Source organism: Caballeronia sp. Lep1P3 (genome assembly GCF_022879595.1).
Taxonomy (GTDB): domain Bacteria; phylum Pseudomonadota; class Gammaproteobacteria; order Burkholderiales; family Burkholderiaceae; genus Caballeronia.
On sequence record NZ_CP084267.1, the window covers coordinates 442,247 to 467,317 of the forward strand.

General features: G+C 65.0%; 21 protein-coding genes. 16 read left to right on the forward strand and 5 right to left on the reverse strand.

The window, feature by feature from the left end:
* The first annotated feature begins 150 nt into the window (after positions 1 to 150).
* Positions 151 to 1,461 (forward strand): NRAMP family divalent metal transporter, encoded by a 1,311-nt coding sequence (locus tag LDZ27_RS22605; RefSeq protein WP_244817357.1) that lies wholly within the window; start codon positions 151 to 153, stop codon positions 1,459 to 1,461.
* Between the two features lie 24 nt (positions 1,462 to 1,485).
* Here the strand turns inward: LDZ27_RS22605 and LDZ27_RS22610 are convergent, their stop codons facing one another.
* Positions 1,486 to 2,388, reverse strand: coding sequence for a LysR family transcriptional regulator (locus LDZ27_RS22610; protein WP_244817358.1), 903 nt, complete (start codon positions 2,386 to 2,388; stop codon positions 1,486 to 1,488).
* 223 nt (positions 2,389 to 2,611) lie between these two features.
* On the opposite strand from LDZ27_RS22610, the gene sdhC reads away from it, so the two are divergent.
* Genes sdhC through LDZ27_RS22630 form a run of 4 tightly spaced genes read left to right on the forward strand, consistent with a single transcriptional unit; the run spans position 2,612 to position 5,897 of the window.
* Complete coding sequence (gene sdhC, locus LDZ27_RS22615) at positions 2,612 to 3,022, forward strand: succinate dehydrogenase, cytochrome b556 subunit (RefSeq protein WP_244816785.1); 411 nt, start codon at positions 2,612 to 2,614, stop codon at positions 3,020 to 3,022.
* A gap of 1 nt (position 3,023) precedes the next feature.
* Positions 3,024 to 3,392 carry a succinate dehydrogenase, hydrophobic membrane anchor protein gene (sdhD, locus tag LDZ27_RS22620; protein ID WP_244816786.1) on the forward strand — a complete coding sequence of 123 codons (369 nt, stop codon included), beginning with the start codon at positions 3,024 to 3,026 and terminating at the stop codon, positions 3,390 to 3,392.
* 5 nt (positions 3,393 to 3,397) lie between these two features.
* Positions 3,398 to 5,173 (forward strand): succinate dehydrogenase flavoprotein subunit, encoded by a 1,776-nt coding sequence (sdhA, locus tag LDZ27_RS22625; RefSeq protein ID WP_244817359.1) that lies wholly within the window; start codon positions 3,398 to 3,400, stop codon positions 5,171 to 5,173.
* 22 nt (positions 5,174 to 5,195) lie between these two features.
* Positions 5,196 to 5,897, forward strand: coding sequence for a succinate dehydrogenase iron-sulfur subunit (locus tag LDZ27_RS22630; RefSeq protein WP_244817360.1), 702 nt, complete (start codon positions 5,196 to 5,198; stop codon positions 5,895 to 5,897).
* Positions 5,898 to 5,997: 100 nt separating this feature from the next.
* Here the strand turns inward: LDZ27_RS22630 and LDZ27_RS22635 are convergent, their stop codons facing one another.
* Positions 5,998 to 7,023: an AraC family transcriptional regulator gene (locus LDZ27_RS22635; RefSeq protein ID WP_244817361.1), complete on the reverse strand. Its 1,026-nt coding sequence runs from the start codon at positions 7,021 to 7,023 to the stop codon at positions 5,998 to 6,000.
* A 156-nt stretch (positions 7,024 to 7,179) separates the two neighbouring features.
* Between LDZ27_RS22635 and LDZ27_RS22640 the strand changes: the two genes are divergently transcribed.
* The 4 genes from LDZ27_RS22640 (at position 7,180) to LDZ27_RS22655 (ending at position 11,137) form a co-directional block, all read left to right on the forward strand.
* Entirely contained in the window at positions 7,180 to 8,118 is a 939-nt protein-coding gene (locus tag LDZ27_RS22640) for a 3-keto-5-aminohexanoate cleavage protein (RefSeq protein ID WP_244817362.1), read from the forward strand.
* 69 nt (positions 8,119 to 8,187) lie between these two features.
* A complete protein-coding gene (locus LDZ27_RS22645; RefSeq protein ID WP_244817363.1) occupies positions 8,188 to 9,540 on the forward strand; it encodes an MFS transporter in 1,353 nt (450 codons plus the stop codon).
* A gap of 27 nt (positions 9,541 to 9,567) precedes the next feature.
* The gene (locus LDZ27_RS22650; protein ID WP_244817364.1) at positions 9,568 to 10,308 is read left to right on the forward strand and encodes a beta-ketoacyl-ACP reductase; all 741 of its coding nucleotides are present in this window, start codon (positions 9,568 to 9,570) and stop codon (positions 10,306 to 10,308) included.
* A 37-nt stretch (positions 10,309 to 10,345) separates the two neighbouring features.
* A complete protein-coding gene (locus LDZ27_RS22655) occupies positions 10,346 to 11,137 on the forward strand; it encodes an SDR family oxidoreductase (RefSeq protein ID WP_244817365.1) in 792 nt (263 codons plus the stop codon).
* An 85-nt stretch (positions 11,138 to 11,222) separates the two neighbouring features.
* On the opposite strand, the gene hmpA is transcribed toward LDZ27_RS22655, so the two are convergent.
* Positions 11,223 to 12,437 (reverse strand): NO-inducible flavohemoprotein, encoded by a 1,215-nt coding sequence (gene hmpA, locus LDZ27_RS22660; protein ID WP_244817366.1) that lies wholly within the window; start codon positions 12,435 to 12,437, stop codon positions 11,223 to 11,225.
* 140 nt (positions 12,438 to 12,577) lie between these two features.
* Between hmpA and LDZ27_RS22665 the strand changes: the two genes are divergently transcribed.
* Positions 12,578 to 14,287 (forward strand): dihydroxyacetone kinase family protein, encoded by a 1,710-nt coding sequence (locus LDZ27_RS22665; RefSeq protein ID WP_244817367.1) that lies wholly within the window; start codon positions 12,578 to 12,580, stop codon positions 14,285 to 14,287.
* 20 nt (positions 14,288 to 14,307) lie between these two features.
* Here the strand turns inward: LDZ27_RS22665 and LDZ27_RS22670 are convergent, their stop codons facing one another.
* On the reverse strand, positions 14,308 to 15,771 hold the full coding sequence (locus LDZ27_RS22670; protein ID WP_244817368.1) for an aldehyde dehydrogenase family protein: 1,464 nt from the start codon (positions 15,769 to 15,771) through the stop codon (positions 14,308 to 14,310).
* Positions 15,768 to 16,709: a LysR family transcriptional regulator gene (locus tag LDZ27_RS22675; protein WP_244817369.1), complete on the reverse strand. Its 942-nt coding sequence runs from the start codon at positions 16,707 to 16,709 to the stop codon at positions 15,768 to 15,770. Before LDZ27_RS22675 ends, LDZ27_RS22670 begins: the two co-directional genes overlap by 4 nt.
* A 294-nt stretch (positions 16,710 to 17,003) precedes the next feature.
* On the opposite strand from LDZ27_RS22675, the gene LDZ27_RS22680 reads away from it, so the two are divergent.
* The 6 genes from LDZ27_RS22680 to LDZ27_RS22705 are packed head-to-tail and all read left to right on the forward strand — an operon-like array spanning position 17,004 to position 25,071.
* Positions 17,004 to 18,506 (forward strand): UbiD family decarboxylase, encoded by a 1,503-nt coding sequence (locus LDZ27_RS22680; RefSeq protein ID WP_244817370.1) that lies wholly within the window; start codon positions 17,004 to 17,006, stop codon positions 18,504 to 18,506.
* Positions 18,499 to 19,113: a UbiX family flavin prenyltransferase gene (locus LDZ27_RS22685; protein ID WP_244817371.1), complete on the forward strand. Its 615-nt coding sequence runs from the start codon at positions 18,499 to 18,501 to the stop codon at positions 19,111 to 19,113. Before LDZ27_RS22680 ends, LDZ27_RS22685 begins: the two co-directional genes overlap by 8 nt.
* Positions 19,114 to 19,117: 4 nt before the next feature.
* On the forward strand, positions 19,118 to 22,150 hold the full coding sequence (locus LDZ27_RS22690; RefSeq protein WP_244817372.1) for a molybdopterin cofactor-binding domain-containing protein: 3,033 nt from the start codon (positions 19,118 to 19,120) through the stop codon (positions 22,148 to 22,150).
* The gene (locus LDZ27_RS22695) at positions 22,147 to 22,968 is read left to right on the forward strand and encodes a xanthine dehydrogenase family protein subunit M (RefSeq protein WP_244817373.1); all 822 of its coding nucleotides are present in this window, start codon (positions 22,147 to 22,149) and stop codon (positions 22,966 to 22,968) included. The genes LDZ27_RS22690 and LDZ27_RS22695 overlap by 4 nt, the downstream gene beginning before the upstream one ends.
* Positions 22,965 to 23,516, forward strand: coding sequence for a (2Fe-2S)-binding protein (locus LDZ27_RS22700; protein WP_244817374.1), 552 nt, complete (start codon positions 22,965 to 22,967; stop codon positions 23,514 to 23,516). The genes LDZ27_RS22695 and LDZ27_RS22700 overlap by 4 nt, the downstream gene beginning before the upstream one ends.
* The gene (locus LDZ27_RS22705; protein WP_244817375.1) at positions 23,509 to 25,071 is read left to right on the forward strand and encodes an AMP-binding protein; all 1,563 of its coding nucleotides are present in this window, start codon (positions 23,509 to 23,511) and stop codon (positions 25,069 to 25,071) included. Before LDZ27_RS22700 ends, LDZ27_RS22705 begins: the two co-directional genes overlap by 8 nt.

Below are 25,071 nucleotides of genomic sequence, written 5' to 3' on the forward strand. Positions count from 1 at the left end.
CTCCCTTTGAACGCGCTGCATGCGGCAGCTCACCGTCTTGCGCAATACGCATGCCTCGCGGCATGGAGTCATTGCGCCGCAGCATCGTATCGTCGATGAAAGAGGAACGTTTCGTGCGTCTGCCTGCGCATCATGCCGGCGGACCGTCGAATGAGCGAACGCGTCAACAAGCAGATGGCGGACGAAGACTCGCGCGCGAGCGCACGGCCCGCGCGTTCGTGGGCCGCCGATGTCGGGCCGGGCCTCGCGAGCATCGCATCCGACAACGATCCAGGCGGCATCGCGACATACACGCTCGCGGGCGCATGGTACGGCTTCGACCTGTTGTGGGTCTGCGTGCTCACGTATCCGTCGACCGTCGCGCTGCAACTCATCGCAGCGCGCGTCGCGGCCATCACCGGGCGCGGGCTGACGGCGAACATGCGCTCGCATTACTCGTCGCTCTTCTACTACTTCGCGGTCGGGCGCTTTCTCATCGCCAATACGTGCAACATCGCCGTCGATGTGCTCGCCATCGGCGTGGCGTTGCGCGCCTTTTTCGGCGGCTCGCTGATGTGGTGGGCCTTGATGGGAGGCGGCGTGTCCATCGCGCTGCAATGGTTCGTTCCCTATGCGCGCTATGCGCAGGTGCTCAAGTGGGCGACGCTCGCCATGTTTGCTTACGTGGGCGTCATCATGGTCGTCGCGATACCGTGGCAGACGGTGGCGATGCGCGCGTTCGTGCCGCACGTCGTGTGGTCCGAAGAGTACGTGACGATGCTCATTGCCGTGCTCGGCACCACCGTCAGCCCTTATCTGATGTTTGCGCAAGCCGAGCAGGAAGTGCAGGAAAAGAACGCAGCGGGCGGACGCGATACTGCATCGCATGCGCAGCCGTTCGACCGCCATATGCGCAGGATTCGCCGCGACACACTGCTGCGCACCGCGCTCTCGAATGCAGGCGCGCTGTGCATGATGATCGCGGCGGCTGCAACCTTGCATCTGATGCAGGCCACACCCACAGGCGAGACGGTGCAGATGGCGCGCGTGCTCGAACCCATCGCGCACGGCTACGCGGGCCGCCTGCTTGGTGTCGCGCTCATCGGCTCGGCATTGCTGGCGCTGCCGCCGCTCGCGGGCTCTGCTGCGCAGGCGCTCGCGAGTTCGTTCGACTGGCCGCGTGGCGAGCGGCGCGACAGGCGCATCGCGTGGCTGCTGCTTGCGGTGATGGTGGCGGGCATCGTCGGCGCAGTGGTGCTCGCCATGCGCCATGTCGAGCCGGTGAAAGCGCTTTACTGGAGCGCAGTGGTCAACGGCATGACGGTGACGCCCGTGCTTGCGCTTCTCGTGCTGCTCAGTTCCAAGCGTGAAGTCGTGGGCGATCTCGTCGCGCACTGGACGCTGCGCGCGTTGAGCTGGCTTGCGACGCTTGCAACCGCCGCCACGATCGTCGCGCATTTCGTGCTGGAGTTCGTGCGATGACGCGCGCCATGACGAAGCGGCGCGTCACATCGAATCGATCGACGATGCGAACGCGCGCGCCGTTTCGATGAAGTTCGCGGTCTTGGCGCTGCCCGTCTCCACGCGCGACGCGAGCGCGAGCCGTATCGATATGGTCTTGCCGGCCACCTCGCGATACGCGACGCCTTCGACCTGTATCTGACACACCGACGCGGGCACGAGCGATACGCCGAACCCCGCCGCGACCAGATTCACCACCGACGATAACTGCGGCGCCTGTTGCCCCGCGATCGGCTCGAATCCCGCCTCGCGGCACGCACCGACGATGACATCGTGCAACGTGGGGCTCGCCACGCGCGGCAGCATGACGAACGGGTCCTGCGCGAGTGCGGACAGCGCGATCTTCTTTCTTCTGGCGAGCGGATGTGTCGTTGGCAGCACGGCGCGCATCGGTTCGATAGCGATGTGATGAAACTCGACGCCCGCCGGCGACTGACTGCCGATTCTGACGAACGCGACGTCCACGCTGCCCGCATCGAGCCACGCGAGCAGTTGCGCCGTGTTGCCTTCGGCGAGCGTCAGCACGACGTTCGGATACGACTGCCGATATGCGCGTATCAGCTTCGACACGACCGGATTGAACGCCGCCGATCCCGTGAAGCCGATGTTGAGCTGCCCCATCTCGCCGCGCCCCGCGCTCTGCGCGTTTTCGACGGCGGCGCGCGCGTCGTCGAGCATGCGTTTCGCGTCGACGGCGAAGGCTTCGCCCGCTTCCGTCAAAACGACACCGTGCCCGGTGCGCCGAAAGAGGCGCACGCCGAGTTCGTCTTCGAGTGCATGAATTTGCTGGCTAAGCGGCGGCTGGCCGATGCCGAGCCGTTCCGCCGCGCGCGTCACGTTTTGCTCTTCGGCCACGGCCAGAAAATAACGGATGTGACGCAGCTCCATGCGATATCTGTAAAAGCTATTTCAGAAAGACGAGATAGATATTGGACAGTATATCAATACCGCGACAAAATAGCGCTATCGCGCGAAGTCCGCGCGCAGTCGGCGTATTCAAAACACCAACGACGCTTATAACGTTCCCCGCAGACCTGGCTTCCCGCGCGACGCGTCGCGCCGGGACTGCGTTCGTCGAATTCGTTTAGAGAGACAAAGGAAGGGGTCTAGCATGGCTGAAGCCGTAAAAAAACCAAGGCCCGAGTACCGGAACATCGGGCTTGGACAGATCGCGAAGTATCGCTTGCCGTGGGCGGGGAAGGTGTCGATCCTGCACCGCATCAGCGGCCTGCTGCTGTTCATCGCGCTGCCATTCCTGCTGTATCTGCTCGATCAGAGCCTCACCTCGGAAATCAGCTTCGACGCCTTCAAGGGCTTTCTCGCGCACCCCGTCGTCAAGATCATCACGCTCGTGCTGTCGTGGGCGTATCTGCATCACTTCTGCGCGGGCATCCGCTTTCTCGCGCTCGATGCACACGTCGCCGTGAACAAGGAAGGCGGGCGTCAGACCGCCATCGCGGTGCTCGTCGTCTCGCTCGTGCTGACGCTCGCCGTCGCGCTCAAACTTTTCGGAGCCTTCTAACATGGCAACTCAGAACAGAGTCGGTCCGAAGCGTCTTGTCGTCGGCGCGCATTACGGCCTGCGCGAATGGCTCGCGCAACGCGTGACGGCTATCGTCGTCGCGGTGTATACGCTCGTCTTGCTCGTGCTTTTCTTCGGCGCGCATAACTTCTCCTACGAAGGCTGGGCCTCCATCTTCGCGATGCAGTGGATGAAGCTCGCCACGTTCGTCGCCTTGCTCTCGCTCTTCTATCACGCGTGGGTCGGCATGCGCGACATCTGGATGGACTACGTGAAGCCCGTCGGCTTGCGCCTCGGTCTGCAAGTGCTGACCGTGCTGTGGCTCATCGGATGCGCCGGCTACGCTGCACAGATTCTCTGGAGAGTTTAAAGAACATGGCTGCAATCAAGACTTCCCTGCCGCGTCGTCGCTTTGACGTGGTCATCGTCGGCGCGGGCGGATCGGGCATGCGCGCATCGCTGCAACTGGCGCGCGCGGGCCTCTCCGTCGCGGTGCTGTCGAAGGTGTTTCCGACGCGCTCGCACACGGTGGCCGCGCAAGGCGGCATCGGCGCATCGCTTGGCAACATGAGCGAGGACAACTGGCACTACCACTTCTACGACACGATCAAGGGCTCCGACTGGCTCGGCGACCAGGACGCGATCGAGTTCATGTGCCGCGAAGCGCCCAATGCCGTGTATGAACTCGAACACATGGGCATGCCGTTCGACCGCAATGCGGACGGCACCATCTATCAGCGTCCGTTCGGCGGCCATACCGCGAACTATGGCGAGAAGCCCGTTCAACGCGCATGCGCCGCAGCGGACCGCACCGGCCACGCATTGCTACATACGCTGTATCAGCAGAACGTCGCGGCTAAAACGCACTTCTTCGTCGAATGGATGGCGCTCGATCTCATTCGCGACGCCGATGGGGACGTGCTCGGCGTGACCGCGCTCGAGATGGAAACGGGCGACGTGTACATCCTCGAAGGCAAGACCACGCTGTTCGCAACAGGCGGCGCGGGGCGCATCTTCGCGGCCTCGACCAATGCGTTCATCAATACCGGCGATGGCCTCGGCATGGCCGCGCGTTCCGGCATCGCGCTGCAGGACATGGAGTTCTGGCAGTTTCATCCGACGGGCGTGGCGGGCGCGGGCGTGCTGATCACCGAAGGCGTGCGCGGCGAAGGCGGCATTTTGCGCAACGCCAACGGCGACCGCTTCATGGAACGTTATGCGCCGACGCTCAAGGACCTCGCGCCGCGCGACTTCGTTTCGCGCTCGATGGACCAGGAGATCAAGGAAGGCCGCGGCGTGGGTCCGAACAAGGATCACGTGCTGCTGGATTTGTCGCACATCGGCGCCGAGACGATCATGAAGCGTCTGCCGTCGATTCGCGAGATCGCGCTGAAGTTCGCCAACGTCGACTGCATCAAGGAGCCGATCCCTGTCGTGCCGACCATCCACTATCAGATGGGCGGTATTCCGACCAACATGCACGGACAAGTGGTCGGCACCGCCAACGGCTACAACGATCCGGTCAACGGCTTCTATGCAGTGGGCGAATGCTCGTGCGTCTCGGTGCACGGCGCGAATCGTCTGGGCACGAACTCGCTGCTCGATCTCGTCGTATTTGGGCGCGCGGCGGGCAATCACATCGTCAAGCATGCAAGCGAGATGAAGGAGCACAAGCCGCTGCCGGCCGATGCCGCCGACTTCGCGCTCGAACGTCTCGCGGTGCTGGAGAAATCGACGTCGGGCGAATACACGCAGGACATCGCCAACGACATCCGCGCGACGATGCAGGCGCATGCGGGCGTGTTCCGCACCGCGAAGCTGCTGGAAGAAGGCGTCGGCAAGATCGCTGAACTGGCCGAGCGCGTGAAGCATGTGCATCTGAAGGACAAGTCGAAGGTGTTCAACACGGCGAAGGTCGAAGCGCTGGAACTGGCGAACCTGATCGACGTGGCGCGCGCGACGATGGTGTCGGCCGAAGCGCGCAAGGAAAGCCGCGGCGCGCATGCGCACAGCGACTACGAACATCGCGACGACGAGAACTGGATGCGTCATACGCTGTGGTTCAGCGAAGGCAATCGCCTCGACTACAAGCCGGTGCAGATGAAGCCGCTGACGGTCGAATCGGTGCCGCCGAAGGCGCGTACCTTCTAAGGCACAAAGCAAGGGAATCGAAATGGCAAAGAGAATTTTTGAGGTCTATCGCTACGATCCGGACAAGGACGCCGCGCCGCGCATGCAGACGTATGAGCTGGAGATTCAGCACGAACGCATGCTGCTCGACGCGCTGGTGAAGTTGAAGGCGCTGGATGAGACGCTGTCGTTCCGTCGCTCGTGCCGCGAAGGCGTGTGCGGCTCGGACGCGATGAACATCAACGGCAAGAACGGGCTTGCGTGCCTGACGAATCTGAATGAGTTGCCGCAGCGCATCGTGCTGCGTCCGCTGCCGGGGCTGCCGGTGGTGCGCGATCTCATCTGCGACTTCACGCAGTTCTTCAACCAGTATCACTCGATCAAGCCGTATCTGATCAACGACACGCCGCCGCCCGAGAAGGAGCGTTTGCAGTCGCCGGTGGAGCGCGATGAACTCGACGGCCTTTACGAGTGCATTCTGTGCGCGAGCTGCTCGACATCGTGCCCGAGCTTCTGGTGGAATCCGGACAAGTTCGTGGGGCCGGCCGGCTTGCTGCAGGCGTATCGCTTTATCGCCGATAGCCGCGATCAGGCCACTGGCGAGCGCCTGGATAACCTCGAAGACCCGTATCGCCTGTTCCGCTGCCACACGATCATGAACTGCGTCGACGTGTGCCCGAAGGGGCTGAACCCGACGAAGGCGATTGGCAAGATCAGGGAAATGCTGGTGCGTCGGGCGGTTTAATCTTCAATCGCCGCACCATTGCAAGGATCACCGCGACCTCTACGGTCGCGGGCTTTTCCCACTGAAATGGCGACGTGAAAAATAGTCAGGATGGCGAACGTTATCGTCGCAACTCGCCCGGTCCCTTGCCCGTCCAGCGCTTGAGCGCGCGCCTGAAATTCGCGGTGTCGCTGAAGCCGAGCAGCATCGCGACATCGTCGGTGCTCATCTTCGTCGTCTTCAGATATTCGAGCGCGAGCGAACGCCGCACATCGTCGACGATACCGAGAAACGACGTTCCTTCCGCCTCGAGACGCCGCCTGAGCGTGCGCGTCGTCATATGCATCGATTCGGCTGTCGCTTCCATGCCGGGAAACACGCCCGGCGTGCTCATGAGTATCTGATAGACCTCGCCCGATACGCCGCTCGATGTCTTCGCCTGACCGATGAGCCTGTCGCACGTTTCCTGCAACAGCGATGCAGTGAGTTGATGCGCAAGTTGCGGCTTGCGATCGAGTATGGCGCTGTCGTAGACGAGTTCGCACTGCGGCGCGTCGAAGTGGCACGGACAGCCGAGATACTCGGAATAAATGTCAGCGTGCGCGGGCGCGTGATACGCGAAGCATGCCTTCACCGGCGGACACAGACTGCCCGCCACATCCTGAAGATGCGTGACGTGCTGCATGTATTGCTGCTCGATGACGAACTCACGCAATTCGCGCGACGGACTCGATACGAAGGCATCCGGAAACGTCCACACCATTCTGTCGGGATATTCGGTCCATTCGATCGCGACCGTGGGCGTCGCGAGCCGATGATATTTCACGCCGAGCTTGAAGTAGTCGCGCAAGGAAAGGCACGACATCAGCGCGTAGCCGTACATGCCATAAGCGGACAGATGCAGTCTGCGGCCAGCCTTGAACGGCGTCGCGGGATCGCGCGATAGCGAGATCGCGTTCTTGCATACGGTCGCATATTGTCCGATGGAAGTGAGGACCGAGGCATCGTCGAGCGCTTCCACCGTCAGCTCGGTGCCCCGCAAGCTGTCCGCCGGCGCAATGCCCTGTTCGGCGAGCACCTCGACGAGCGCGGCAATCTTGTAAGGCGCATACATGCGCTCGTTCAGCGGGGGACGGGTCGTCGGCATGGCTTCGTCATCGAGTTCGAGGGATGTCCTCGCAGGACTCCCGCGTGTCCGGAAATGACCTTTTCGGCGGCATGCTAACTCAATAAGATTCGTGTCACAAGCCGCCGTTCGAGAGTGCGGCGGCATTGGCGAAGACATGGAGACGAGGAACGCAACATGAGTCAGCCGGGCCGCAAGGTCATCATTTCGTGCGCCGTCACGGGCGCAACGCACGTCCCTTCGATGTCGGAACATCTGCCGCTCACGCCGGCCGATATCCGCGATCAGGCCATCGACGCCGCGCGCGCAGGGGCCGCCATCATTCATCTGCACGCGCGCGATCCGATCGACGGACGCCCCACGCCGAGCCCGGACGTCTTCAGGCAATTCGTGCCGGCGATTGCCGATGCCACCGATGCGGTCATCAACATCACGACGGGCGGCAGCACGCGCATGACGCTCGAAGAGCGGCTTGCCTATCCGCTCGCCGCCGCGCCCGAGATGTGCTCGCTCAACATGGGCTCGATGAACTTTTCCATTCATCCGCTCGCCGCGAAGATTTCGTCGTGGCGTTACGGCTGGGAGAAGGACTACGTGGAAGGCATGGAAGACATGATCTTTCGAAACACGTTCAAGGACATCAAGCACATTCTTCTGGAACTGGGCGGCATGGGCACGCGCTTCGAGTTCGAGTGCTACGACCTCGGCCATCTCTACAATCTCGCGCATTTCGTGGATCAGGGGCTCGTCAAGCCGCCGTTCTTCATTCAGTCCGTGTTCGGCATTCTGGGCGGCATGGGCGCGGACCCCGAAAACATGACCGTCATGCGCTCGACGGCGGATCGCCTGTTCGGACGCGAGAACTATCACTTCTCCGTACTCGGCGCGGGCCGGCATCAAATGCCGCTCGTCACGATGAGCGCGATTCTCGGCGGCAACGTGCGCGTGGGCCTGGAAGACAGCGTGTATATCGCCAAGGGCAAGAAGGCCGAATCGAACGCGCAGCAGGTGACCAAGATTCGCCGCATTCTGGAAGAGCTTTCGTTCGAGATCGCCACGCCCGCCGATGCGCGCGCGATGCTCGGTCTCAAGGGACGCGATCACGTCACGCTCTGACGCGGCTCATTCATTCGATCCACGCTGCATAAAAGCTAGACCCGTGCAGCGCACCCATCAGGAGACAAGATGGACACCAGCGCCGTCAAAGACAGCCTCGACGCGATGCATCGCGCCGCGACGAGGAAAGCCATGTTGCGGCTCATCCCGCTCATGTGCGCAATCTACTTCATGTCCTTTCTCGACCGCACGAACGTCGCGCTCGCGAAGGTTCAGCTCGCGGCCGATGTCGGCATTAGCGCGGCCGCCTACGGGCTCGGCTCGGGCATCTTCTTCATCGGCTATGCACTGCTCGAAGTGCCCAGCAATCTCGCGGCGCATCGCGTGGGGCCACGCCGCTGGATCGCGCGCATCGCGGTGAGCTGGGGCATTCTCTCGACGGCGATGATGTTCGTGCACGGCGAGTGGTCTTTCTATGTGCTGCGCGTGCTGCTCGGCATCGCGGAAGCCGGGCTCTTTCCCGCGCTCATGTACATGGTGACGTTGTGGTTCGCGCCCGCGGACCGTCCGATCGCCGTCGGCTGGATCTACACGGCGCCCGCCCTTGCGCTCGTGCTCGGCAATCCCATCGGAGGCGCGTTGATGCAACTGGGCGGCGTAGGCGGCCTGCATGGCTGGCAGTGGATGTTCATGATCGAAGGCATCCCGAGCGTGATCGCGGGTATCGTGCTCTTCTTCAAGCTGCCCGAGCGTCCGCACGATGCACGCTGGCTCTCGGCCGAAGAAGCGCAGGCGCTCGAAGCGCGTGCCCTCATCGACACGCATGGCCATCCCGAACTCACTTCGGCGGACTGGCTCGCTGCGATCAAGCGTCCGACGACCGTGCTGATCGGCCTCATCTACTTTCTGAACCAGGTGGCGTTCGTCGGGCTCTACTTCTTCACGCCCGCGATGATTCAGCAGATGCACGTCAGGACGCCGTTCATCGTCGGCGTGTTGTCGGCGAGCGTCGGTGTGGGCTTTCTGCTCGGCGTGCTGATTCTGCCGCGCATTCATCGACGTTATGGGAACGACTGCGTGTATCTGGGCATACTGACGGCTGGACTCGTCGCGGGCGCCTGTGCGTTCGTCGCGACGGCCAATCCGGCGGCGCGCATGACATTGCTCGCAGTCACGGCATTCTTCGGCGGCGGGGTGCTGCCCTCGTACTGGGCCATTGCGATGAAGCGTCTGCAAGGCATCCAGGCAGCGGCGGGGCTGGCGTTCATCAACACGATCGGGCTTATCGGCGGATTCGTCGGACCGTATCTGTTCGGCGTGACGGAGACTGTGACGGGCCGCAGCGATTCGGGCTTTCTCGTGATCGTCGTGGCGTCGGTGCTCGGGCTTGCGCTCGTGCCGGTGTTTGCAAAAGCGATCCGGCGCGAAGCGGGCGGCGCACGAACCGCGGGCAATGGCAAGGCGGCCGGCATGCACTCGTAAATCGAACATAACAAGGCTGAAAGAACCATGAGACTCAAAGGAAAGGTCGCGATCATCACCGGTGCGGGACAGGGCATCGGAGCCGCCACTGCATTGAAGTTCGCGCGCGAAGGCGCGGTCGTCGTCGCGTGCGATATCAACGAGTCATCGGTGAAGCACGTCATCGCGCAGTGTCACGAAGCGGGCGCGCAAGGCAGCGCGTTCGCGGTCGACATGGCGGATCGGCGCAGCGTCGACGACATGGTGGCCGCGGTGCGCGAGCGTCATGGACGCATCGACGTGCTCGTGAACAACGCGGGCATCACGCGCGATGCGCGCCTGCAGAAGATGACGATCGAACAGTTCGACGCGGTCATCGACGTGAATCTGCGCGCGGTCTTTCACGCGAGCCAGGCGGTCGTCGACGGCATGATCGCGCAAGGCTCGGGCGTGATCCTGAACGCAAGCTCGGTGGTCGGCATCTACGGCAACTTTGGGCAGACGAATTACGCCGCATCGAGGTTCGGCGTGATCGGCTTCACGAAGACATGGAGCCGCGAACTCGGGCCGAAGGGCATTCGCGTGAACGCGGTGGCGCCCGGCTTCGTGGAAACGCCGATTCTTTCGACGATTCCCGACGACGTGCTCGGGAAGATGCGCGCACAGGTGCCGCTCGGACGCCTCGGCAAGCCCGAGGAAATCGCCAACGTGTATGCGTTTCTTGCAAGCGACGAGGCGAGCTATATCAACGGCGCGGTCATCGAAGCATCCGGCGGCATGACGCTTTGACGCGCCGCGCGCCACTGAACATTCGATACGACGACACATGGATACTTTCGAATTACTGAAACCGCAGCCGGGATTGCGCGTGCTGATAACGGGCGCCGCTTCCGGCATCGGCGCGAGCATCGCGCAAGCCTTCTCGCAGGTGCAGGCAAACGTCTTTATCTGCGATGTCGATGCCTCCGCCGTCGAGCGCTTCACGGCGAGTCACGCGTCGCTGCATGGCTGCGTGGCCGATGTAGGCGATGCACAGCAAGTGGACCGCGTGATCGACGAAGCGCGCGCGGCGTTGGGCGGCCTCGACGTGCTCATCAATAACGCGGGCATCGCGGGACCGACCGGTGCCGTGGAAGCGCTCGATCCCGCGCAATGGGAGCGCACCGTCACGACCAATCTGACGAGCCAGTTCTACTTTCTGCGCAAGGCCGTGCCGCTCATGAAAGAGACTTCGGAACGCGCGAGCATCATCACGATGTCGTCGGTGGCGGGCCGTCTCGGTTATGCGTTTCGCACGCCCTATGCGGCGACGAAGTGGGCGCTTATCGGCCTCATGAAGTCGCTTGCCATCGAACTCGGGCCGAGCAATATTCGCGTGAACGCGGTGCTTCCGGGCGTGGTTCAGGGCGAGCGCATGGATCGCGTGATCGCGGCGCGCGCGGAGGCGGTCGGCGTGAGCTTCGAGACCATGCGCGACGAGTATCTCGAGAAGATATCGCTGCGCCGCATGGTGACGGTCGAGGACATCGCCGCGATGACGCTGTTTCTGACGTCGCCTGCGGCCGGCAACATCACGGGGCAAGCCATCAGCGTCGATGGCAACGTCGAGTATCTGTGAGCGCATAAGGGGGGTGTAGGCGCGGGTTGCGGCCCGCGCTTCGATGCCTGCATCGCACTATCGCAAGCCAAGATGACTTTCGTAGTCATTCCGCAAAAAGGTCGGGGCCGAACACTTCGTAGTGAATGCGCGATTCCTGAATATCGAGCGCTTTCAATGCATCGTGCTGGGCGCGCATGAACGGAATCGGCCCGCAGATGTAGTAGTCGGCATCGGGAAGCAGCACGGCCTGACCGAGTTCGCGCAGATCGATGAACCCGCGTCTGTCGTAGTCTTTCCCTTCGATATCGCCGGGCAGCGGGGCATCGTAGTAGACGATGGCCTTGAAGTTCGCATGCGTGGCGACCGTTTGCCTGAGCCGGTCGCGCATCGCGTGAACCGCGCTGTTGCGCGCGCCGTGCACGAACACCACTTGCCGCTGCGGGTTCTGAATCGCGCGCTTGAGCATGCTGACCATCGGCGTGAGTCCCACGCCGCCGCTGATGAGCACGATAGGCGTCGTTGCATCGACATCGATATGGAACGTGCCGTAAGGCGCGGCGAGCTTCACTTCGTCGCCCACATTAACGTGATCGTGCAGGAGCGACGAGACGTAGCCCGGCGGCCGCGTGGTGTCGCCTTCCTCACGCTTGACCGAGATGCGATAGCTGTGGCCGTTCGGCATGTCGGACAGGCTGTACTGCCGTATCTGCTGCAGGTTCAGCGAAGGCACGTTCACCGCGATGCCGATGTACTGTCCCGGCTCGAAGTTCATCACCGGCTCGCCATCGGCCGGTTCGAGAATGAACGATGTGATGACGCTGCTTTCCGCGCGTTTGTCCTTGACAACGAAGCTGCGCCAGCCGGTCCAGCCGCCCACTTGCCCGGCCGACTTCTCGCGCAGTTCGCTCTCCATGCCCATCAACGCATCGGCGAGATTGCCGTAGGCCTGCGCCCATGCCGCGATGATGTCGTCGGTGGCCGCATCGCCCAGTACGTCCTTGATCGCGCCGAGCAGATGTTCGCCGACGATCGGATAGTGCTCGGGCCGCACATCGAGGCTCGCATGCTTGTGCGCGATGTTCGCGAGCACGGCCGCGAGACTGCCCGGGTCTTCGATATTTTCGGCATAGGCATACACGGCGCGCGCGAGCGCCTGCTGCTGCTGGCCCTGTTCCTGATGCGCCATGTTGAAGACGTTCTTCAGTTCCGGATGCGCCTCGAATAGCCGGGAATAGAAGCGCTGAATGATCGAATAACCGTGCTGTGCAAGCACGGGCGCCGTGGCCTTGACGATGTCCTTCGTTCGCTGTGTCAGCATCGCGTTCGCTCCTTATGGTTCGACGTGCGCGGTCTCGCGCGCACGCATCGCGGTTGTCTCCCCTGATGCGTAGCAAGCGCCATGCGCTCCTAGGCGGCGAAATCGATTACTCTTTCGACACGCGATGGAGGCACAGTGCCATGAAGAAACTCATCAACGATCCGGCCAGCGTGGTGCGCGAAATGCTCGAAGGACTCGCGCGGCAGGCGCCGCACGTCGCCTTGCTCGGCGACGAAAACGTACTGGTTCGACGCGCGCAGGCGGCAAGCGATGATCGCGCGGTCGCGGTCATCTCGGGCGGCGGCAGCGGGCACGAACCCGCGCACGGCGGCTATGTCGGCGCGGGCATGTTGAGCGCGGCGGTATGCGGCGAGGTGTTCACGTCCCCGCCGACCGATGCCGTTCTCGCGGCGATCCGCGCAACGGCCGGCGCGCGCGGCGCCGTGCTCATCGTGAAGAACTACACGGGCGATCGCCTCAATTTCGGGCTTGCCGCCGAACTCGCGCGCGCCGAAGGCATTCCGGTGGAAGTCGTCGTCGTCGCGGACGATGTGGCCTTGCGCAAGCTCGCCGGCCGCGGTCATCGGCGAGGCATCGCGGGCACGGTGCTGGTTCACAAGATCACGGGCGCGGCCGCCGCGCGCGGGCTTGCGCTTGCGCAGGTCGCGGCCATCGCGCGCAATGCGGCAGAGAAGCTCGGAACGATGGGCGTCGCGCTCGATGGCTGCACGCTGCCGGGCGTCGCTGCATCGAGCTTCACGCTCGCCGACGACGAGATCGAACTCGGCCTCGGCATTCACGGCGAGAAGGGCGTCGAGCGCACGTTGCCGCAAGCCGCCACGCCGCTCACCGAGACGCTCGTCGCGAACATCGTCGAGCACATGGGCATCGAGCGCGGCGAGCGCGTGGCGCTGCTCGTCAACGGACTGGGCGCGACGCCGCAGATGGAACTGGATATCGTGCTGCGCGCGGCCTACGACGCGCTCGCGCAACGCGGCGTGCACGTCGAGCGCGCGTGGGCGGGCACGCTGCTTTCGGCGCTGAACATGCCGGGCTGCTCGGTGTCGCTCATGCGTGTCGACGACGCCATGCTCGATCTGCTCGATGCACCCACCGAAGCGCGCGCATGGCCAGGCGGCGGCGCGGTCAATCGCGACATTCGCATCGACGTGCCGGTCGAGGAAGAAGCGCAGCCCGCGCTTGCGAGCGAGTCGGAGCGCGCCTGCGCAGAGCGCATCGAGGCGGCGTTGCAGTCGGTTGCCGATGCGCTCATCGCAAGCGAGGCGAGGCTCACGGAACTCGATTCCCTCGCGGGCGATGGCGACCTCGGCGCAAGCATGAAGCGCGCGGCTCACGCGTTGTGCGCCGTGCCGCAAGCGGCGCTCGGCACGCCGTCCCGCGCGCTCGCGGCGCTCGGCGCAGCCTTGCAGAAAGCGATCGCCGGCAGTTCCGGTCCGTTCTATGCAACCGCGCTGATGCGCGCATCGCGCGTGCTGTCGCGCACGAATGAAAGCGCGGCAAGAGACTGGGCCACGGCCTTCAACGAAGCGGTGCAGGCTATCGGCGAACTCGGCGGCGCGAAGGCCGGCGATCGCACGATGCTCGATGCGCTGCTGCCCGCAGCGTCCACGTTCGAAGCGGCGTTGAACGCGGGCACGCCGCCGGGCGATGCATGGGCGAGCGCGGTATCGGCGGCGCAGCAAGGTGCCGACGATACCGCGCGCATGACGCCTCGCGTCGGACGCGCAAGCTATCTCGGCGCGCGCGCCGTCGGTTCATCGGATGCGGGCGCGGTCGCCGTCGCGGTGTGGCTTGCGGCGCTCGCGCCCCATGTCGGCAGGCGGGCGTGATCGCCGTTGCAAAGCGCGGATCAGCGAAGCGGAGCGATGCCTTCGGCGACGCCTGCCGGCATGCAGATGTGCTTGATCTCGGTGAAATCCGCGAGCGCGTCGTAGCCATGCAGACGCCCGAGCCCGCTTTGCCGATAGCCGCCGGTCTCGGCTTCAGCAAAGAGCTTGTTGTGATCGTTGATCCACACGGTCCCGTTGCGCAGCGCGCGTGCAACGCGAAAGGCGCGCGGACCGTCGTGCGTCCACACGCTCGCTGACAGCCCGAAGACCGTATCGTTGGCCTTCGCGAGCGCTTCCTGTTCGCTATCGAAAACTTCGAGCGTGACGAACGGCCCGAAGATTTCGTCCTGACAGAAGAACGCCTTCGGATCGGCATGCTCGACGAGCGTCGGCGAGAGAAACGCGTGGCCCGAGCGCGCGCCGCGCAGAAGCACGCGGTCGGCCATATCGCATGCACGCTCGATGGTGCGGTCCACGTTGTCGCGCGTCGGCGCATCGATGAGCGCGCCGATATCCGTCGCCGGATCGATGCCCGGTCCCACTTTCAACGACGCAAGCGCCGCAGCAAGATGCTCGCGCATCTGCGCCGCGCGCGACGCATGCACCAGCACGCGCCGCGCCGCCGTGCATTGCTGACCCGAGATGATCGTCGCGGCGCGGGCAAGGCGTGGCGCGATGGCCGCGATGTCGGCATCGTCGAATACGAGGCAGCACGACTTGCCGCCGAGTTCGAGCGACAGCTTCTTCATGCTGTCGGCGGCGGCGGCCATGATTTTCTTTCCGGTCGCGGTCGAACCGGTGAAGCTCACGACATCGACATCATGCGAATCCGCAAGCCGCGCGCTCGCCGCGTGGCCTTGCTCGTTGACGAGATTCACCGCGCCCTTCGGCAGCGCCGTTGCGTCGAAGCAGCGCAGCATGGCGGCGGTGAGAAGCGACGTCTGCGCGGCGGGCTTGACGACAGCCGTGCAGCCCGCCGCGAGCGCCGGCGCAAGCGAGCGCACGAGCAGCACCGCAGGCGCATTCCACGGCACGATGATCGCGGCGACGCCAGCGGCTTCGCGCAGCATCGTCGAGAGGGTGCCCGGTTCCGGTTCCAGCACATGCCCGGCGATATGGCGCGCGAGTCCCGCGTAATAGCGCACTTCGGAGATGGCGCCCGCAATCTCGCCGCGCGATTGCGCAATCGTCTTGCCGTTCTCGCGCGTGAGCAGCGTCGCGAGCGCTTCGCGTTGCGCCTCCAGCGCCGCGGCCCACGCGAGCAGCACGTCCTGGCGCAGACGCGCGTCCTGCGCCCACGTCGTGCGGTCGAACACATGGCGGGCGGCGGCAATTGCCGCGTCCGCGTCGCGTGCGCCGCCGTCGGCATACTGGCCGATGGCTTCGCCCGTCGCGGGGTCGATGCTGTCGAGCGTGGGCGTGCCGGTCCATTCGCCGGCGATCCAGTGTGGTGCGGGGTGGGGTGCGCGGTGTGGTGCATTCATGCGGAGCGTTCCTTCAATGTGGACGATATTTCGGAAACCGAACTATTCGATGCCCGATGCAGTTCGTCGCGGATGATCTCGATGAGCGCCTCGGCTGCCGCGCTCAACGGACGGCGCGGATGGCTCACGCAGACGATGTGACGCACGATGCGCGGCGCGAGTATCGGACAGGCGCGCAACGTTCCATGCCGCGCCGCGCGCTCGACGACGATGCGCGGCAGGATCGTCGCGAAACGCGTGCTCTCGACGAGCTTGAGGATGGTCGAAAGCACGTCGATCTCGAAGCGCGGCGCGAGCAGCACGTCTTCGTGCTGCGCGGCGCTGTCGAGCACGCCGCGCAGACCGTGGCGCTTGGTCGGCAGCACGAGTTCCAGTTCCGGCAATTGCGCAAGCTCGATTGCGTGCGGCAGGTCCGGGCCATGCGTGGCGCTCGTTGCCAGGACCATTTCTTCGTCGAGCAACGCGCGCGCATCGAGCGAAAGACGCGCGCGCGGCTTGTTGATGATCGCGGCATCGAGCTGGCCGCCCGCCACCCAGTCGATGAACGTCGCGCTGTAGCCATCGGCGACGGTGACTTCGACATCGGGATAGCGCGCATGAAAGCGCGAGAGCGAATCGGCGAGCACGCTTTCCGTCACCGATGCAATCAGCCCGATGCCGACGTGCCCGGTCACGACTTCGTCGCGCTGAACGAGCTGCTGCCGCGCGTGCGCGAGGTCGCGCATGATCGGCAGAAAGAGCCGGTACATGAGACGTCCCGCAGCGGTCGGCGCCATGCCGTGCGCGCCGCGCTCGAAAAGCTGCTGATGCAGCTCGTCCTCCAGTTTCGCAATCTGCATGCTGAGCGCGGGCTGCACGATGTTCAGGCGCTTGGCCGCGCGCGTCACCGAGCCGTCCTCGAACAGTGCGATGAAGTACTGGATTTGCTTCAGGTCCATTCATGTCCCTCGGCATCAGCGCTGCTAATACCCTGTGCCTTTGTTATCACTGCCGCATTCCTCGTACCGCGAAAGCGTTGCCGGTGCCCGGGTACGCCGCAGCGCGCTCAGGAAGGCATCTATTGATACGGAACTGTAAGACGCCTGTCATCGGGGCTAATACGGATATAAGAGCCAATGATTTGCCGCATCAGAAAACAGTATTAGAAGTTATGGCGTGATCTCGCTACGCTTCAACCATGCGCTTGCTGCGGCATTCTTCGCCGACAGGGCAGGCATCAGATGGAGACGCAGATGAATACACGCGATGCCGCAACGAACGGCGTTCCCTCTTTTTCGTGGGCCACCCAGAATAAAAGCAGCGCCGATGCCGCTTCGCTGTCGCTGCGCGACTGGCTCGCGCATCTCGCGAAAACCGGCCGCGTCGCGACCATCGACAAGCCGGTTTCGCTAAAGCACGAACTCGCCGCCATCGCGAAGCGTCTCGACGGGACGCAGGCCGCGTTCTTCACGCATCCCGGCGGCCACGCGATGCCTGTCGTCAGCGGCTTCATGGCGAAGCGCGCGTGGATCGCGGAAGCGATGGGCGTCGAGGAAGCCGGGCTGCTCGCGCGCTTTTCCGCTGCCGCATCGGCGCCGCTTCCGTCGAAGCTCGTTGCCCGCGAGAACGCGCCGTGCCAGCAAGTCGTGCATGCGCAAGACATCGACCTGCATAAGCTCTTGCCGATTCCCACGCACAGCGAGCATGACAACGGCCCGTACATCACGGCGGGCCTCGTGATCGCGCGCAATCCGCGCACGGGCGTGCAGAACGTCTCCATCAACCGCATTCAGGTGCATGGCCGCGATCGCATGGCGATCCTGCTGCTGCCGCGCCATCTGTACGCATTTCAGCGCGCCGCCGAAGAAGCGGGCGATGCGCTCGACGTGGCCGTTGCCATCGGCGTCGATCCGCTGACGATGCTCGCATCGCAAGCCATCACGCCGATCGATCACGATGAACTCGAAATCGCCGGCGCGCTGCACGGCGCACCGCTGCCGGTCGCGCAATGCGTGACCAACGGCGTGCATGTGCCCGCGCTCGCGGAGATCGTGATCGAAGGGCGCATTCTGCCGAACGTGCGCGAGCCGGAAGGCCCGTTCGGGGAATTCCCCAAGTACTACAGCGCGAAGGAATCGCGCGAAGTCATCGAAGTCACGGCGGTCACGCATCGGCGCAACCCGATTTTTCATACGATCGTGCCCGCAGAAATGGAGCATCTGCTGCTCGGCGCGATCCCGCGCGAAGCGACGCTGCTCGCGCATCTTCAGCGCAGCCATCCGAGCGTGAAGGACGTGCATTTGTCTGTGGGCGGCGTCTGCCGCTATCACCTGTGGGTGCAGTTCGACAAGAAGCGCGAAGGCGAAGCCAAGAACGTGATTCTCTGTGCGTTCGGCGCGCATTACGACATCAAGCAAGTGGTCGTCGTCGATCCGGACGTGAACGTGCACGATCCCGCCGAAATCGAATGGGCGATTGCGACGCGCTTCCAGGCCGACCGCGATCTCGTCGTGGTGGCGGGCGCGCAAGGCTCGCCGCTCGATCCATCGACGACGGTCGGCCAGCCCGAGGACGCGCCCGCGCATCTGCAAGGCGTGAGCGCGAAGATGGGGCTCGACGCGACGCGGCCCGTCGTGTATCCCGCGCATGTCTTCACGCGCGTGCGGATTCCGGGGCAGGACACGGTCGACCTGAACGCGCTCGTCGCGGCGGACAGCAGCGCCCTGAACGACTATCTCGCAACCGATCATGGCTGAACGCGGAAAGCGCATCGTCGTCGGCATCTCGGGCGCGAGCGGCGCGGTCATCGGCGTGCGGCTGCTCGCCGCGCTGCGCCGGCTCGGCACGCACGAGACGCACCTGATCGTGTCGCAGTCGGGCGCGGTCACGGCGGCGCAGGAACTCGGCCTCACGCGCGGCGACATCGACGCGCTCGCGGACGTCGTGCATAACGTGCGCGATATCGGCGCGGCCGTGGCAAGCGGTTCGTTCCTGAGCGACGGCATGGTGATTGCGCCGTGTTCCATGAAAACGCTCGCGGGCGTCGCGAACGGCTTCGCGGACAACCTGCTCACGCGCGCCGCCGACGTCATGCTCAAAGAGCGCCGCCGCCTCGTGCTCGTCGCGCGCGAAACGCCGCTCAATCTCGCGCACTTGCGCAACATGACGCTCGCGACCGAAATGGGCGCCATCGTCATGCCGCCCGTGCCCGCGTTCTACGCGCATCCGAAGACTATCGACGATGTCGTCGATCACACGGTCGGGCGCATCCTGGATCTGTTCGGCATCGAGCACGGCGAGATCGCGCGCCGCTGGAGCGGTCTCGCCGACGAATTCGGCAGCCGCGGCGAAGGCAAGGAGTGAAGCCATGAACCAGCGCGATACCGGATTCGCCGACATCAACGCGCGCGTCGCCGACAGCGATGCAGTCCAGCCCGCGCGTCACGTCGGCCGGCCGATGCAGCGTCTCGAAGACCCCGCGATTCTCACCGGGCGCGGGCGCTACGGCGACGATCTCGCGGTCAAGCCCGGCACGTTGCAGGCCGCGATCCTGCGCTCGCCGCACGCGCACGCGGATATCGTGGCCATCGACACGCAAGCGGCATCGAAGCTGCATGGCGTGCGCGCGATTCTCACGCGCGACGATCTCCGGCCGTGGTCGCGGCCCTTCGTCGTCGGCGTGAAGTCGCCGATGGAGCAATGGGCGCTCGCGATGGACCGCGTGCGTTATGTCGGCGAGCCGGTTGCCGTCGTCATGGCGGAATCGCGCGCGATCGCGGAAGACGCGCTCGATCTCATTCGCGTCGAATACGCGCTGCGCGATCCGGTTACATCCATCGAGCAGTGCTTGCAGGACGACGCGCCCGTTCTGCACGAGCGCGTGGGAACGAACGTCATCAGCGACAGGCATTTCCGCTATGGCGACCCCGAAGCGGCGTTCGCGAGCGCGCCGCATCGCGTGAAGCTCACGACGCACTATCCGCGCAACACGTGCGCGCCGATCGAATGCGGCGTCGTTATCGCGGAGTATCTGTCAGGCGACGAAGGCTACGACGTCACCTCGAATTTCATGGGGCCGTTCTCGCTGCACGCCGTCATGGCGATGGCGCTCAACGTGTCCGCCAACCGTCTGCGTCACAAGGCGCCGCGCGATTCCGGCGGCAGCTTCGGCGTGAAGCAGGCCGTGTTTCCGTATGTCGTGCTGATGTGCCTCGCTTCGCGCAAGGCGGGCGCGCCGGTGAAGTGGGTCGAGGACCGGCTCGAGCACCTGAGCGCGGCGACCTCGGCGACTGCGCGCCTTTCGACCATCGAAGCGGCGGTGCAAGACGACGGGCGCATCGTCGCGCTTTCCTACGATCAACTCGAAGACGTGGGCGGCTACGTGCGCGCACCCGAGCCCGCGACGTTCTACCGGATGCACGGCTGTCTGACGGGCGCGTATGCGATCGACAATCTCATCGTGCGCAATCGCGTGGTGCTCACCAACAAGACGCCGAGCGGCCTCGTGCGCGGCTTCGGCGGACCGCAGGTCTATTTCGCGCTGGAGCGGCTGGTTCAGCGCATCGCCGTCGAATTGAAGCTCGACGTGCTCGATGTCTATCGCCGCAACTTCGTGCCCGCCGATGCGTTTCCGTATCGCGCGGCAGCCGGCGCGCTGCTCGATTCCGGCAACTATCAGGAAGCGCTGCGGCGCTCGGTCAGCGAAGGCGGCTACGGCGAACTCGCCGCGCGGCGCGATGCGGCCCGCAAGGAAGGGCGTCTCTATGGCATCGGCTTCGCGGCGATCGTGGAGCCGTCGGTGTCGAACATGGGCTACATCACGACCGTGATGCCGCCCGAGGCGCGCAAGAAGGCCGGGCCGAAGAACGGCGCGATCGCGAGCGCGACGGTGAGCGTCGATCTGCTGGGCGGCGTCGTCGTCACGATCGCATCGACGCCGGCCGGACAGGGCCACATGACGGTGTGCGCGCAAGTCGTCGCGGACGTGCTCGGGCTGGACCCGAAGGACATCGTCGTGAACGTCGAGTTCGACACGCACAAGGACGCGTGGTCCGTCGCGGCGGGCAACTATTCGAGCCGTTTCGCGGGCGCGGTGGCCGGCACGGTGCATCTCGCGGCGACGCGCGTGCGCGACAAGCTCGCCCGCATTCTCGCGAAGCAGTTCGGCTGCGCGCCCGGCGACGTGCATTTCGAAGGCGCGCGCATTTATCCGAAGGACGCGCGGGACCGCGCGCTGCCGTTCGCGCGCGCCGCGAGCAACGCGCCGCACTGGGCGCCGGCGTTGCTGCCCGAGGGCGACGAGCCGGGCCTGCGCGAAACCGTGTTCTGGTCGCCGCCGCACATGGACGCGCCCGACGAAGCGGACCGCATCAACACGTCGGCGGCGTATGGCTTCGCGTTCGACATGTGCGGCGTCGAAGTGGACCGCGCGACGGGGCGCGTGCGTATCGACCGGTACGTGACGGTGCACGACGCGGGCACGATCCTCAATCCCGCGCTCGCGGACGGCCAGATTCGCGGCGCGTTCGCGCAAGGGCTCGGCGCGGCGCTGATGGAAGAGTTCCGCTATGGCGCGGACGGCAGCTTCCAGTCCGGCACGCTCGCCGACTATCTGATGCCGACGACCTGCGAAGTCCCCGATCCGGTGATCGTGCATCTCGAAACGCCGTCGCCGTTCACGCCGCTCGGCGCGAAAGGACTCGGCGAAGGCAACAACATGAGCACGCCGCCGTGCATCGCGAATGCGGTGGCCGATGCGCTCGGCGTCGCGGACATTCGCCTTCCGCTCACGCCGCAAAAGGTGATGGCGATGATCGGCATCGACGATCCCGAACCGTCGCGCCCCGAATATCGCGAAGCGCCCGCGACGAAGCCCGCGGCGCCCGGCGGCGGCCGCGCGCTCACGGCGCAAGGCACGGTCGATCTGCCCGCGACGCCCGAAGCGGTGTTCGCCGTGCTGCTCGACCCGAAGGCGCTCGCCAATGTCATTCCCGGCTGTCACGCGCTGGAAGAAACCGCCCCGAACCAGTATCGCGCGGATGTGACGGTGGGCGTGGGCATGATCAAGGCGCGTTTCGAGGCGCGCATCGGCTTGTCGGAAATCGACGCGCCGCGCCGCCTGCGTCTCGCGGGCGCGGGCATGTCGCCGCTCGGCAGCGCGCGCGGCAACGGTCTCGTCGAACTGACGCCGCACGCGGGCGGCACGCGGCTCACGTATGACTACGAGGCGCAAGTGTCCGGCAAGGTCGCGGCGGTCGGCGGCCGCATGCTCGAAGGCGCGGCGAAGGTCGTGCTCCGGCAGTTGTTCGAATCCCTCGGGCGGCAGGCGGCGGGCAAGCCGGTGCAGACGCGCGGCTCGTGGATCGCAAGACTTCTTGCACGTTTCAGGAGGCACGCATGAAGCCCGCATCGTTCGACTATCTGCGCGCCAAGACGACGCAGGACGCGCTCGATGCGCTCGCGCAATACGGCGAGGACGCGCGCATTCTGGCGGGCGGGCAATCGCTGATGGCGGTGCTCAACATGCGGCTCGCCCAGCCGCGCGTGCTCGTCGATGTCTCGCGCACCGCCGAACTCGATGCCGTGCGCGTCGACGACCGAGCGGGGCATCTCGTCGTGAGCGCGGCGGCGACGCAAGGCAGCGTCGAATGGCGCGGCACGCTGCAAGACGAAGTGCCGATGCTCGCGATGGCGTTCCCGAATATCTCGCATTTTCAGATCCGCAATCGCGGGACGGTGTGCGGTTCCATCGCGCATGCCGATCCGAGCGCCGAACTGCCGCTCGTGCTGAGCGCGCTCGGCGGCGACGTGCTGCTGCGCTCGAAGAAGAAGCGCCGCACGCTCGCGGCGAAGGACTTCTTTCAGGGAATGCTGATGACCGCGCGCGAGCCGGACGAACTCGTGGAAGCCGTGCGCTTTCCGCTGAAAAGACCGGGCGAGCGCTACGCATTCACCGAATTTTCCGCGCGCCACGGCGATTTCGCGGTGGTCGCGTGCGCGGCGGCCGTCACGGACGATTCGATTCGCATCGCGGTGGGCGGCGTCGCGGACAGGCCGGTTGCGGAAACGTGGCCGCGTCTCTCGGGCGACGATCTGCGCGGCGCGCTGAACGATTTGAGTTGGAAACTGAACGCGCAGGACGACGCGCACATCAGCGCGAAGTATCGCCGGCACCTGGTCCGGCAACTCGGATGGCGCGTGATCGAGGAGGCGAAGTGAGCAACACGGCGGACAACATCATGCGGCACGGCGAGCAGCAGCGCATCACGCTGACGCTCAACGGCCGCGAAAGAAGCGGTCATTGCGAGCCGCGCGAACTGCTGTCGGATTTCATCCGGCACGAACTCGGCGCGACCGGCACGCACGTCGGCTGCGAGCATGGCGTGTGTGGCGCATGCACGGTGCACGTGGATGGCATCGCGGCGCGCTCGTGCCTGATGCTGGCCGTGCAGGCCGACGGACGGCGCATCGACACGGTCGAAGGCCTCGCGCCCGGGCAAACGCTCGGCGATCTGCAGCAGGCGTTCCAGCGGCATCACGCGCTGCAGTGCGGCTTCTGCACGGCGGGCATTCTGATGTCGTGCGCGGACTATCTGAAGCGCGTACCGAATCCCACCGAGGAGCAAGTGCGCGAGATGCTGTCCGGGCACATCTGCCGCTGCACCGGTTACACGCCGATCGTCGCGGCCGTGCTGGACGCGGCCGCGCGCCGTCAGTCGGGCGAGGCGGGCGAGGGGAACGAGGCGAAGGAGGCCGAACATGCTTGATCTCGGCCGCACCTTCCTGCAAAGCGTCGAGCGCAGCCCGGACGCGCTCGCGCTCGTCGATGGCGACGTGCAACTGACATATGCCGCGTGGCATCGCGTGATTCTGAATGTCGCCGATGGCCTGCGCGAACTCGGCCTGCAACGCGGCGACCGGCTGCTCGTCGTGCTGCAGAACCGCTGGGAAATGGCGACGCTGCACTGGGCCGGCCAGTTCGCGGGCATCGTGATCGTGCCGCTCAACTGGCGCGCGAAGCCCGACGAACTCGAATACTGCGTGACGGACGCGGGCGTGAAGGCGATCGTCTACGAACCCGTTTGCGCCGATGCGGTGGCGCAAAGCGCATCGGCGCAGAACGTGCCGCGCATCGGTCTCGACGATGTCGCGGGCCGTACGATGACCTTCGACGCACTCATGGCGGAACGCGAGCGCGAACGCACCGGCGAGACGGTGCACGCCACCGCCGACGACATCTCGCTCATCCTCTATACATCCGGCACGACCGGCAAGGCGAAGGGCGTGCCGCGCCGTCATCGGCACGAACGCGCGGGCGCGCTCGCGCACGTCGCGCAAAACCTGTATCGGCGCGGCGAAAGAACGCTCGGTGTGATGCCGCTCTATCACACGATGGGCGTGCGCTCGCTGCTTTCGATGGCGCTCGTCGATGGCGTGTTCGTCTGCGTGCGGCGCTGGAACGCGAAGCTCGCGCTCGACTCCATCGCGGGCCACGCGCTGACGTGCCTCTATCTCGTGCCGACGCTTTATCACGATCTGCTCGCCGACAGCGCATTCGCGAGCACGGATACGTCGTCGGTCAGAAAGCTCGGCTTCGCGGGCGCGCCGATGAACGACGGCCTGCTCAAGCGCCTCTCGGCCGCCTTCGAGCCGGACCTTTTCGTGAATCACTACGGCTCGTCCGAGGTCTACACGTTCAGCATCGATCAGGACGCCACGAAAAAGCCCGGCAGCGCGGGGCGCGCGGGCATCAATACGCGGCTGCGCGTGGCGAAGCTCGACGCCGTTTCGCCCGACGACATCGCCGCGACGGGCGAGGAAGGCCAGATCATCGCGGACCTGCTCGGCGACGAAGCGTTCGAAGGCTACTGGAACCGCCCGGACGCGAACGCGAAGTCGCTGCGCGACGGCTGGTACTTCACCGGCGACACCGGCTACTTCGACCGTGACGGCGATCTCTACGTGACGGGCCGCGTCGACGACATGATCATCAGCGGCGGCGAGAACATCTCGCCGGTGGACATCGAATCGGTGTTGTCGCTGCATCCGGCTGTCGATGAAGTCGCGGTCGCGGGCGTGAAGGACGAGCGCTGGGGCCAGCGCGTCGTCGCGTTCATCAAGCGCCGCGAGTACGTGGACGCCGAAACGCTCGACGGCTGGTGCCGCCAGTCCGATCTCGTCAATTTCAAGCGGCCGCGCGACTACGTGTTCGTCGACGACATTCCGAAGTCGCCGGTCGGCAAGATACTGCGCCGCAAGCTGCAGGCGGGCGAATACGCGAGCGACGCCAACGCTCGACCCACACAGACTACGAAGGAGTAA